12 protein-coding genes, 1 pseudogene and 1 riboswitch are annotated in these 11,884 nt (G+C 33.9%); of the genes and pseudogenes, 5 read left to right on the plus strand and 8 right to left on the minus strand.

The window, feature by feature from the left end; all coding sequences use genetic code 11:
• Positions 1-304: 304 nt before the first annotated feature.
• Genes BAQ44_RS03530 through BAQ44_RS03545 form a run of 4 tightly spaced genes read left to right on the plus strand, consistent with a single transcriptional unit; the run spans position 305 to position 3,557 of the window.
• Positions 305-892 (plus strand): MarR family winged helix-turn-helix transcriptional regulator, encoded by a 588-nt coding sequence (locus BAQ44_RS03530; protein ID WP_071720748.1) that lies wholly within the window; start codon positions 305-307, stop codon positions 890-892.
• Positions 885-1,823, plus strand: coding sequence for an ABC transporter ATP-binding protein (locus tag BAQ44_RS03535; protein ID WP_071720750.1), 939 nt, complete (start codon positions 885-887; stop codon positions 1,821-1,823). Before BAQ44_RS03530 ends, BAQ44_RS03535 begins: the two co-directional genes overlap by 8 nt.
• Positions 1,824-1,833: 10 nt before the next feature.
• The gene (locus tag BAQ44_RS03540) at positions 1,834-2,577 is read left to right on the plus strand and encodes an ABC transporter permease (protein ID WP_071720751.1); all 744 of its coding nucleotides are present in this window, start codon (positions 1,834-1,836) and stop codon (positions 2,575-2,577) included.
• Complete coding sequence (locus BAQ44_RS03545) at positions 2,574-3,557, plus strand: ABC transporter permease (RefSeq protein WP_084669451.1); 984 nt, start codon at positions 2,574-2,576, stop codon at positions 3,555-3,557. The genes BAQ44_RS03540 and BAQ44_RS03545 overlap by 4 nt, the downstream gene beginning before the upstream one ends.
• Before the next feature lie 523 nt (positions 3,558-4,080).
• Here the strand turns inward: BAQ44_RS03545 and BAQ44_RS03550 are convergent.
• The 4 genes and pseudogenes from BAQ44_RS03550 to BAQ44_RS03560 all read right to left on the minus strand — a co-directional run bounded on the left by BAQ44_RS03550 (position 4,081) and on the right by BAQ44_RS03560 (position 8,447).
• Positions 4,081-5,295, minus strand: a complete 1,215-nt coding sequence (locus tag BAQ44_RS03550) for a helix-turn-helix domain-containing protein (protein ID WP_071720753.1) — start codon at positions 5,293-5,295, stop codon at positions 4,081-4,083.
• Between the two features lie 1,014 nt (positions 5,296-6,309).
• Positions 6,310-6,399: pseudogene (locus tag BAQ44_RS31325) on the minus strand (DAK2 domain-containing protein); the annotation flags it as partial.
• 40 nt (positions 6,400-6,439) lie between these two features.
• Positions 6,440-7,396 carry an ATP-grasp domain-containing protein gene (locus tag BAQ44_RS03555; protein ID WP_071720757.1) on the minus strand — a complete coding sequence of 319 codons (957 nt, stop codon included), beginning with the start codon at positions 7,394-7,396 and terminating at the stop codon, positions 6,440-6,442.
• The gene (locus tag BAQ44_RS03560; RefSeq protein ID WP_071720761.1) at positions 7,389-8,447 is read right to left on the minus strand and encodes an LLM class flavin-dependent oxidoreductase; all 1,059 of its coding nucleotides are present in this window, start codon (positions 8,445-8,447) and stop codon (positions 7,389-7,391) included. Before BAQ44_RS03560 ends, BAQ44_RS03555 begins: the two co-directional genes overlap by 8 nt.
• An 83-nt stretch (positions 8,448-8,530) precedes the next feature.
• A riboswitch (SAM riboswitch) is annotated at positions 8,531-8,637 on the minus strand.
• Positions 8,638-9,002: 365 nt separating this feature from the next.
• On the opposite strand from BAQ44_RS03560, the gene BAQ44_RS03565 reads away from it, so the two are divergent.
• Positions 9,003-9,236: a hypothetical protein gene (locus tag BAQ44_RS03565; protein ID WP_071720763.1), complete on the plus strand. Its 234-nt coding sequence runs from the start codon at positions 9,003-9,005 to the stop codon at positions 9,234-9,236.
• Positions 9,237-9,501: 265 nt separating this feature from the next.
• Here the strand turns inward: BAQ44_RS03565 and BAQ44_RS03570 are convergent, their stop codons facing one another.
• The 4 genes from BAQ44_RS03570 to BAQ44_RS03585 all read right to left on the minus strand — a co-directional run.
• The gene (locus tag BAQ44_RS03570) at positions 9,502-9,639 is read right to left on the minus strand and encodes a Phr family secreted Rap phosphatase inhibitor (RefSeq protein ID WP_071720765.1); all 138 of its coding nucleotides are present in this window, start codon (positions 9,637-9,639) and stop codon (positions 9,502-9,504) included.
• Positions 9,636-10,745 carry a response regulator aspartate phosphatase gene (locus BAQ44_RS03575; protein ID WP_071720767.1) on the minus strand — a complete coding sequence of 370 codons (1,110 nt, stop codon included), beginning with the start codon at positions 10,743-10,745 and terminating at the stop codon, positions 9,636-9,638. The genes BAQ44_RS03570 and BAQ44_RS03575 overlap by 4 nt, the downstream gene beginning before the upstream one ends.
• Positions 10,746-11,161: 416 nt before the next feature.
• On the minus strand, positions 11,162-11,512 hold the full coding sequence (locus BAQ44_RS03580; protein WP_071720769.1) for an SH3 domain-containing protein: 351 nt from the start codon (positions 11,510-11,512) through the stop codon (positions 11,162-11,164).
• Between the two features lie 226 nt (positions 11,513-11,738).
• Positions 11,739-11,884, minus strand: a 146-nt coding sequence (locus BAQ44_RS03585) for a DAK2 domain-containing protein (protein ID WP_084669452.1), incomplete at its 5' end; no start/stop codon positions are given.

The following is an 11,884-nucleotide window of genomic DNA, read 5'->3' on the forward strand; positions in this document are numbered from 1 at the left end:
AATTTCCAAGGTAGCTGTTTTTGAGAGTCAATATCAGTTTGGAAAATTCTATATCAGTTAGTATTATCTCTATGTATTGAGCTCTTCATCTCTTCTTAATTAAATAAGAGATTTTAAAACAAATCCCCCCAGCTAATTACATAACGATAAACATTCTGCATGAATGCTGTACTTCTCTCAGCCACAATCTACCCATACCAAAATTTTAATTTCATGAATAAAGTTTTTGGTACAGGAACATATTGACAAAACATCCAAAAGAAATATACTAATGAAGACAACATGTTGTCTAAAAGGAGGAAAAATGGATTTTTCAAAAGAAAATTTTTCAAAAGAAATTAGAGATTTATTCTTTATGCAACAATCTTACGCTACACTGTTCTCGGTCCTAAACAAGATCCAAATTCGTGGGGATGAATATTTTGAAAGTTTAACTTCAAGACAGTTTATGACCATCGTGGCCATCCTTCATCTTCCGGAGGATGAAACCACACTAAATAACATTGCAAAAAAATTAGGTACTTCAAAGCAAAATGTAAATCGACTAGTCAACAGTATTGAAAAAAAAGGATACCTGATCACACAGCCTAGCAAACGGGATAGACGTGCAATTAACGTGAAAATTACCAAATCAGGAATGCGGGCTATGGAAGAATGCGGTGAAAAATCAATGTATTTTATGGCAGAGATTTTCAAAGAATTCACAACTGAAGATTTAGAAACACTATGGAGTTTATTAAAGAAAATTTATCGATTTGACGGAGAAGAACAGGATGGTTTTGAAGAAACAGCTCCTGATTTTGAAACAGAACAAGATCGTGGAGAATTACAAACCAGAGCTTTACAAGAATTTGCAAAACGAAGAATACAAAAGGAGATGCCAAGTGAATAACATTGTCGAAGTGAAAAATTTAAAGAAACATTATAACGAAAAATCTGCAATAGACGATATTAGCTTTGAAGTGAAAAAGGGAGAGATTCTTGGCTTGTTAGGCCCAAATGGGGCTGGAAAAAGTACAATGATTAATATTTTAGCCACTGTCTTATCCCCAAGTAGCGGAAAAGTAACAATTTTGGATTATGATTTAAAAAAAGATGTTAAAAAAATAAAACAAAGTATAGGAATCGTTCCCCAAGACCTTGCCATCTATGAGGAAATCTCAGCAGAGAAAAATGTGCGATTCTTTGCTGGACTTTACAACCTTAAAGGGGACGAACTAGAAACAAAGGTGAAAAATGCACTGGAATTAGTCCGACTATATGATCGAAAAGATGATAAACCCAAAACCTTCTCAGGAGGCATGAAAAGAAGGTTAAATATTGCTTGTGGAATAGTCCATTGTCCACAGCTCATTATTATGGATGAACCTACTGTAGGGATAGATCCTCAATCTCGAAATCATATTTTAGAATCCATTAAAGCTCTAAAGGACAATGGAGCAACTGTTATTTACTCCACTCATTACATGGAGGAAGTTGAAGCTATATCTGATCGAATCATTATCATGAATGAAGGTAAAATCATTGCCCAAGGAACAAAAGAAGAGTTAAATCAAAAAACAAATGATGAAATTACATATGCCTTCCAATTAAATCTATTTGGTGATTTAAACTACGATTTACTTCAACAAATTGAAGGGATAACAAAAATTCGTCTAACCGAAGATCTTCTTGAAGTAACTGTTGAACAATCAAAAGATAACCTGGGTGAGATTATCACAGTGCTCACGAATGAGGGCTGTCAAATTCAAAATATGAACAGTAAAAAAGCATCTTTAGAAACGGTATTCCTAGAGTTAACAGGTAGATCTCTAAGAGATTAGGAGTGGTTATATGAATTTTATTAAAATTACACGATTTGATATTACGAATATCATTAGGAATCCAACCTTATTATTTTCAAATACAATCTTCCCATTCATCTTAATTGCAATTATGGGATACGTAACAAAAAGCAGTTTTGGTGAAAGTACAGTTAGTTCCTATGATTATTACGGAGTCAATATGATTATTTTTTCAACAATGCTAATCGCAATGACAGCTTCCAACACATTCATGGAAGAAAAAGTAAAAAAAGGAAACATACGCATTATATATGCACCCGTTTCCAGAACTTCAATTTATCTTTCAAAATTGCTGTCCACCTATCTCTTCGGTACAATTTGTTTCAGCACCATCTTAATTGTATCCCAAACTCTTTTTCAGCTAAACCTTGGTGGACAAAATCTTCCATACATTATGTTATTAATCAATGCTCTGTTGTTGTTTGGTTGCTGCTTCGGCACTATGTTCTGCTGTATATTCAAGAGTGAAGAAGAAGCAAACGGTTTCATGCAAATTCCAGTAGCTTTCTTTATCTTTTTTGGCGGAGTATTTTTTGGGGTTCACCGACTTGGAGAAACAGTCAATTTAATTTCTAAATTCTCGCCAGTTTATTGGGTTTCGGAATGTGCTTTTCGGATTATCTATGATAATGATTTTAGCATTTTTCTACCAGTTACATTAGGCTTGCTATTGGCCTCGTTTTTCTGTATCGCTATTTGCCACATTGTTTTTAAACCGGGGGGATATGTATGATAAATTTATTTAGAAATCGACTGGAACGAATGCTGACAAAAAAAGCAGTAATTCTCGTTGCAGTTGTAATAATACCACTTATGATAGGTATATCTATCTACTTTTCTGGTCAAACTCTTTTAAAAGATACGATTGCATTTGTAACCGATGATCCACAGAATATACCTAGCGATTCAAGAATAAACATTGTGCAAGTAGATGAGACTCCTCCTCTCTCCTCACTTGTATTAGGACATTACAACTATTTGGTCGAAAAAAAGGGAAATAATTATGAAGTTATCACATTGAAAACTGAATCTGATAAAAAAAACATTGAACAATTTGTTAACACTGGGCGTCTCCCAAAAAGTTATCAAGGAGAAGATCAAGTCCATGCCAAACGAGGACCTGGAACAAATATTCTAGGATTTATCTCTATGTTAATTTTAATGCAAGGCGTTGCCTTAACTACGCTTTATCCAGAGGATCGTATGCTTAAAACTTTTAGGCGAATTTTAACTTCACCTGTAAATGTTAAAAAATATATGTTCGTCCAATCTATCTTTACATTTATATGTTTGTATATTCCCTCTTATCTGGCAATTGTCCTTACAAGTTTAGTCACTGGTGTAGATATTGGCTATAGTTTCGGGATGTTAGCTATATTATTAGGAATTCTCACATTACTAGCAACAGGATTCTCCATATTTATGGCCTCAATAATGGAGCAAAACATTAGTTTAGTGACAAGTGGAATTAGTATAGTTACCTGTTTACTTGGTGGTTGTTTTATTGCTTTTACAAGCAACAATACAATCTTTGATACCTTCTGTAATATTCTACCGCAAAAGGCGTTTATAACATTAATTCATGGGGTAGAAATTGGGCAAAGTATATTCGAGTTCAAAGGTCAGCTTATCTATTTATTTATTTGGACTGTAATACTTTGGCTGATTGGAGTTCTTGTCACAAACAGCAAAGTACATAAAGGTGCCTATTAATTAACTATACTATTACAAAGCAATAGCTCAAAGACCATATAATTTTAAGAAACTTTTTTCATTAATATAAATAATGCAAACTCACCGTCGTGCTGAATTGTTATTATGTACGACTTCAAACCGGCGGGAGTTTTTCACATTATCATATACAGGTACTACCAATAAATGATTCTTTTATTACATCCTCATTTATATGAATAGTCCATTACAAAAAATCCAATAAACTTGATTACTCGAATGTTTTTCTGCTATCCTTCTCCCATATTCTTTATTCGTTTCTTACATTGTATATGTACCATAATTCTCATCTTTAACTACTTTCAAATACTATTTGACTACTAATTCTTCTTTTCACAGCCCCTCATTGTCTTCATCAACATCCTCAATCATATCTGGCACACCTTGAAAACTAACATATATTTCTTATGATAAGCCAAAAAGTTTCTCTACACATTATACATTCGTTCCTCCAATCTTTATTATTTTATTGAAAAAAATACTAGTGTACCGAATTGAGACGCATTTAGAGTTTTTGTACCATTTTTAACGTTTCTTTAATAAACGCGGTAAATACCGAATCAGGAAATTCTTGTATCATATGAAAAGTTTCTGTAGCTACTTGAAGTGCGCTTTGCTTATCTTTGAACTCCATATAACAAAGCGCACGATAAGCTCCCCCTGTTATAACCCATGCTTGATCTAGCGGATGAAGCATATAATCTGGAATTGTCGCTTGTTTTAAGGCTTCTAATGCCTCTTTATACTGTTTAAGGCCATACAAAGCTTTTCCTTTTTCTATATAATAAAGTCCGTTCTCTATAAATGTTGGTTCGTTCTGGAGTTTTTGTCTAAATTGCTTTACATATTCTAAGGCTAAAGTGTATTCATTCATTATTGAGTTATAGTAGTAAGCTTTTAATATATCTATATTTGCCAAAGCTATCGTATCTTCTGTAAAAATAGCAAATTGCTCCCACTTATTTATATATCGTAAATATCCAGATTTATCAGCTTCTAATACCTTTTGATAAGAAAGAATTTGATATAATTCACCCGTTTTATAATATACTTGATGCTTTTTTGAAAATTCTAATGCTTGTAGACTTATTTTTTCACAATCTTTATAATTACCGTGTGCAAGCAAAATGATTGCTTCGCATAAGAAAAGTTCAACTTGTATAATAAGTTCCATTTCTAATTGTTTTATTTCGTAGTCTTTGCGAATAGATACAAGAAGTTCTAGACATTCTTCATATTTTTTTCTTGTAAATAATACATTACAAAGCATTACACTTATTTGAGTACTTTCACGATACAAAGCATATTTCCGGAAAATTTCTCCAGCTTTCTCGATATAAAAATGTACTTTGTAATCTTTTATGTCCAAGGCAGCTCTTATAAATTGTTTATATAAACGAGCTGTGCTTAAAGTAGGTGGCAGCTCCTTTTGAATAATAGGTAACAGTGTATAATATACTTCTTCAAATTTTTTGTATTTTATAGCTTGTTCCATCTTAGGAAGCAGTTCTGCCACCTCTTCACTATCTTCTTTCAGTAAAAAACTTGTCTCACATTGAAGCTTACTAGCAAGATATTTTAATGTCTTCATAGAAGGTGTTGCTTTCCCGTTTTCAATTTGGCTCAGCATACTTTTCGTTAACTCAGTACCAGCTAGTTCTGTTTGTGTAAGATTTTTTTGTTTTCGTAATGCTTTAATATTTTCGCCAAGAATAGCCATATTATTACTCCTTTATAACAAAAAATTTGAAGATGATTTTACAATAAGTTTAACATGATTTAACTTCCAAGGAGAGACTTAGTATAATAACAGATATAAGTCAAAATGATTCCCAATTCAAAATTGTACAAAATGCTATTAGTTTGATAGCAAGTTAAAAGATGACATCTTTAGATAAGTACAGAAACTTATCCATTTATATGGAACCCACGATAGAAACGAGATATGGAAAATGAATAAAATTATTTTCAACAAAATTCCAATGAAACAGCTACCGAAAAATAAAAACACATTTAAAGAATTTAAATATTCAATTTTCTGATGTCCAGATTTCAAATTAAGATTAGTAAAGGAAAATCAACACGGGAAAGGTTCTAGCCAAACTCTGTTTAGAACTAGGTTTGAATTAGCTATGAGTGGTGAGAAAAGCGATAACACCACGAGAAACATGCACACTAATCGAACGCAACATACATCGATCCCAATCCCCAACAGGGTATGTTACCTTTGCCCACTAGCTGTTTATTCCTTTGATGAAGCTATGCATAGCTTCATCAAAGGAATAAACAGCTAGAAAAAGAACGTAATAATGAAACAAATTATGAATGGATTTGCTTGAGCTATTTCCATTAGGAGATTAGGAAAATAGCTTAAGTATTAAAGGTTTAACTTGAATCATATATGACTAAAGGAATCCAATCGGGTTCCTTGTTTGTGTATTCTAATCACACTTAAATTATCTGAAAGTTATTGAGAAAATATTTTCTTTCAAAATAAACCTCTATCCCTCTATTTCCCTTACTAGTTTATACATACTTATACATAAATAAAGTACAATTGAAGACGAGGAGAATCACGGGAAATCAGCTTAAAATCTACGAACTTCTTTTAAAAATCCTTATCTCATTATTTATAAACACACATATCTTTCCGGAGAGAACATCTAGCGAAATTACATATCAATCAACTACAGAAAATCCCCTCCACCATAAGGGAGAGGGGATCTTTTCATTCTTATTCCAAACTACCCGCAATCTCCGTAAAGATAACTCCAAGTACATGTGCACCTGCATCTGGATATCCTAAACTTCTTTCGCCGATAGACCATATTCCTTGCAGTGCTACTTTACTAGAAACTTATACACTATTTAACTGACTCTACTTGTTTTTCTAATTCTCTTCCAAGGAATGTAGCAAGCTCAAGCATACCAAATTGATTCGCTACAGACTCTGCGTCAGAATTATAGTTTGTATTTGTATTAATATCATACGTATAGATTGTTCCATCCGCACTGCGAATAAATTCAATACCAGCAACGGTAATCTCATTTTCTTTCAAAAACTCTTTGTATTGTTCAATAATTGGCTCGTGGAAGTCTGATATAATTTCAAATTTTGTTGGCGCTTCTGTCTTACTCTCTTCTCCTACTGGGCAGAAAGCATCTTGAATCGAGCACGCATCTGCTGGACAAAGTTCAAATCCTTCTGATGTATCTACTTTAACCGCATATACAAACTGGCCGCCTACAAACTCACAACGTGTAATATATGGCTCTGGTGCTTCAATATATTGCTGAATTAAAGTAATTCCATCAATGGGCTCTTCAAACGCTGGACCATCCAAATATTGTTCTAAAGCATCAATGGAATGAAACAGTTGCACACCAAGGCCTTTACCTGCACGGTTATGCTTTGTAATGAACGGTACTTCCCCTAATTCCTTTGCTGCTTTTACTATATGATCACGGCCAACAGCACCAATTGTTTTCGGCACTTGTATCCCAAATTTTCTTAATGCTGCATATTGTTTCAATTTACTTACTTCAAGGCGTAACGCACGAGATCCATTAAATACTGTGCGCCCGTATCCCTCTAGCCAAGCAAGAACCCCTTCAGTCAACTCAGGTGCATATCGATGACCTCTTGTATGTGAAGAAGCACTCATACGGCTATAAAATACACCTTTGGGAGGTTCTTGTTCTAATGAAAGTGTTCCTTCATTTAAAAGCCATTCCTCATACGGTAACTCCAGTTCTTCCAACCTTTTCACTAAATGATCCGTCCATTCCTTATTCTCATGTAATATGTAAATTTTACTCATTTGTAATCAATTCCTTTCTTTTTGCTTCAACTAATGGCATCACTTTTTCAGAAAATCGTTTCATCTCTTCAAGCTGTGGTGAAAATTGTAAAAGTAATAACGTAACACCTACTTTTTCAAAAGCAAGTATTCTTTCTGCAATTTGTTCTGGTGTTCCGATTAAATTAGGACGTAACCCGCGATTCGATACGGAATAATCATTGAGCTTCACTTGCTGTTCCAACTGCGATTTACTCACAAAATCTTGGTAACCCGCGTAACCTAATGCATCATCTTTCACATCCGTTATGCGTTTCCATTCTTCTACTGCCTCTTCTTCTGTATCACGACAAATGACGTAAGCCGCAAGCCCGAATGACTGCAATGGCTCCTCTGTAACTTTCTTTCTACGATTCTTCATATCTTCTATTTTCACAGCTACTTCTTCCACTGTTCCCCCGTGCATTACATATGCATCTGCGTGATTTACAATGACCTCTTTTCCTCGCTCACTCTCACCACCTGCATAAAGCTTAATGCCTTGTTTCTGCACAGGTTTTGGACTTAAATGTGTATCATGAAGCTCATAAAAGTTCCCTTTATAAGAAAACTCTTCTTCTTTCCAAAGCCCCTTCAAAATTGTTACAAATTCCTCTGTGCGATCATATCTTTCATCATGTGCGGTAAATACTCCGCCGTACTGTCTCGCTTCTTCTTCCCACCATGCTGAAACTACATTCAATGTAAAACGACCATTACTTAATTGATCGATATTCGCTGCCATTTTCGCTGTGACTGCTGGATTGTGGAAGCCAGGTCTTACAGCTGTCATAATCTCTAATTTATCTGTCACTGCTGCAAGTGCTGCCGCAGTTGTCCACGCCTCTAAACTTGGTGCTGAAACACCTTTTATATCATTTAAATTTAATTCTGCAATCAGTGTTGTTGAAAAAACTAATTGTTCTGCCGCTTGCGCTGTTTGTTTTGCATACTCAAACGTAGGCGGCATAGATTCATCATCTACATTTCGAAGCCATCCCCCAAAAATCGGTAACCAAAAACCATACTCCACTACCTATTGCCCCTTTATGCTTTTAGCCATAAAAAAGGCTACTCTTATCGAAATAAGAGTAGCCTTCTTAACTAAGTGAACCGCTCTTATCTTTCAGGTGTTTTTACACCTGCAGGATTTGGCACCTTTCGTCTAAAACGAGGTTGCCGAAGTTTCATAGGGCCCGTCCCTCCACTTCTCAACATAAGAATTGTTTGATTTTCATTTATTATAATCATCAGAATAATAAAAATCAATCTTTTAATACTTATTTTTCCGATATACATTAAATGATATATGAAAAATCATATTGTTATAGAGGTTTATAGGGTATTATGTTGTTTTACTTGCGAATATATAAAGGGGTATGTTGTATCATGTCGAAAGCATCATGTATAACCAAGTTGCTTTACTTCTATTTTAAAAATACAGCAAAAGAGGTGTTAGTAGCATGAAAAATAAAGTGAAACTTTAATCAGTGGGGGTTTTGTTCATCCCCACTGATTATTAGCCTTCACCAATCGGACGTTTACGGACAGTTGATCTCCCACCTAACTTCTTTTCTCCAACTGAATTTTGAGGTGGGAGTTTTACTGTCCGTTAACGCGGGATAAACGATGCGAGAATTGTGGTTCTACTACATTTAAAGAAGGAAGAGTTGGATTTGCTTATCATGCATATGTTTGTGAAGATGATTCTAGTAGGCTCTTTTCAGTGGGAAAACGTTCCAAACTATTAACTACATTTTGTTTAGAGTGCGGTGAGGTGAAATCATTTAGAGTGGAGAAGCCGGAGATATTTGAAGAATAAAATACTAGAATCGAGATGTCCTTCATGTGGAAAAAAACCTAATTTTCTTGATAGATGTGGTTGTAGTTAATACAAATACCATTCCGGTGGAGGCACCATAGGGTGTCTTTTTTTGGTCAGGAATAAGCTTTTACTGCGGTACATATGAACATAAAACATCTGATTATAAAATAAAAAAAACGCTCATTTGAGCGTTTCATCTATATACCTAATAATTACTTTTTCTTCACTTTGATCTAATAACTCTTTATACTTCAATATTACGTCAACCCCACGGCTCTCCATGCGTATATTGTATAACGCTTGTTGTACTAACCTTTGATTGTTCCGTTGAAACATTTACTCCATTTAATAGTATGACCGTAATTATTAATCCAATTGAACTGCTTATGATTCTTTTCATTTTAAAGCCCCTTTCTGAAAACCTTTTTCTTTTTCTTTATATCCTAAATAGAAGTATTCACTAGATTTTATTGAATTTCCTTCTTTATGATATTTAACCGCTAACTTTTCAGCATATTCCTGGACATATTGCCATAAACCTACTTCATTAAAGAAAGAAATTCCTTTAGAAATAGCTAACTCTAATTCTTCAGCAGAAACATTCTCATTCATTCCCTTTAGAATGGTAAAATGATGTTCATATTCTTTTTGTTCTAGTTCATTACAGATTACTAATCCTTTTTCAATTAAAGAGGCTGCAAGCTTTGTTTTTCCTAACTTTGAATTCTCTCTAGCTTCCAAAAAAATCGCTCTAAAGTGATTCGGGATTTTTTGTGATACTTCTGATAAATAACGAAGTGCTAAATCAGATAGGTTTTGCTCTGCATACATAACCCCTAAGCTATGTCGAACTCGTAACATTAGCTCTTCTTCATTCTGCTTTTTCAAAATATCCAGAGACGACATAAAATAAACTTCTGCTTGCTCAAATTCATTTAGCTTTACACATGCTAACCCAAGAACATTGTCACATGCTGCGACCTTCCTACTATACCCGTACAGCCCTTCAAATATATTTCTTGCTCTAGTTGCATATTGAATAACTAAAATAGGCTGGCAAACATGATAATAATAGCTGGCTAGCTTAAAGTTAAATTCAGCTTTTTCGATTGGATCCTGAATATTTTCCAACAAAGCTTCTGCTATTCCATAATGCTTTTCAGCCACCTTAAAATCACCGTTTATCGTAGCATGAGAAGCCTTAAAGAAATGGTAATAATATAATAAAGATTCATCTGATGGCGCTTCATCTAACTTCATTTTTCTTAGATCATTCTTAGATATGTCAGATTGATGAGGATAAAACTCCGCACTTAACATTTTAAATCTAAAATCTAAAAGTGAATAAAACTCTGTATTCTTTTGATTTTCTTCCATACTATTAATTTTTGTATCAATACTTTGTTTTAATTCCTTTGCCTTAACGAAATTCTGTGAACGAATTTCTCGATACCAATCATGTAAAAGTAAAGTGATTTCTTCCTTTTTTATTACGTGTACACTCATATAGCCCCTTCTCCTTTGTCTATAGATTACTAACATAATAACAAAAATAAACATACAAAACATTTAATTTTCAGAATATTATTACTCCAAAAAATTTCTCAATACATTTTCAACACTTCAACTCTTTAAACTTATAACTTTTTCTGTTCCTTATTCGTTTCTATATAAAAAATAAACATATAAATCGAAGATACTATAATTTTTTATAATTCTTGATTTCTCACTCTTCTTGCATGATAAATTTCTCCATACTAATTAACAACTGATATTAAAACTATGAATCCAATAAATCCTTAGAAAAAATGGTTATCTATACACTAACTTAGTCAAATATGGATATTTTTCAAGGAGATAAAAAGAACTAATCCCTAGAAGGGATTAGTTCAATATCTCAAAAGCTATTATATTACATAGTTTTATGAGCAAACATTATATAATGTTGTATGGGATACATAACCTGTCATCCCTTTATAAGTAACCTTTAACCACTGTTTAGAATTACTATAATGCCCTTGAACATACTCACCTGTTACCCATGTGCCAGTAATTTTCTCACCACTATTAAATGTATGTAAGACAGGTGATCCCACAGTGTAACCACTGCGCATCTTTGCACCATATGTACCTACCGTACCTCCCTTTGCACAAGCTGCTACTACTGTTTCATTTTCAGTAGTATTCGTAGCCGCGAAAGCAGAGCCGTTAAATGTAAACAAAGTAAAAATAAAAGCTGTTAATAAAGTACAAATAGATAAGCGACGTAACAAAATAAATTCCCCCTTTTTTTATAATTTATTTCTTCACAAACGATTATCTTAAATATTCTAACTATTTGCAATATATTAATGTTGAGAAATATTAGTTGGAGTTTTGAAATAAGATTTTATCAAAAATATTAACAAACTCATATTTTACAAAGAGAGCCCGGAAGTAGTCTTCTACCAACTATATAAAAGTCCCCTCCACCACAAGGCAGAGGGGATCTTCTCATTCCTATTTCAAACTACCCGCAATCTCCGTAAAGATAACTCCAAGTGCATGTGCACCTGCATCTGGATAGCCTAGGCTTCTTTCACCAACTGTACCGGCGCGGCCCATGCGAGCTACGATTTCTTTCGTGTACTCTGCTCCTTTAACCG

The sequence above is a fragment of the Bacillus mobilis genome, from assembly GCF_001884045.1.
In the GTDB taxonomy this organism is placed as follows: domain Bacteria; phylum Bacillota; class Bacilli; order Bacillales; family Bacillaceae_G; genus Bacillus_A; species Bacillus_A mobilis.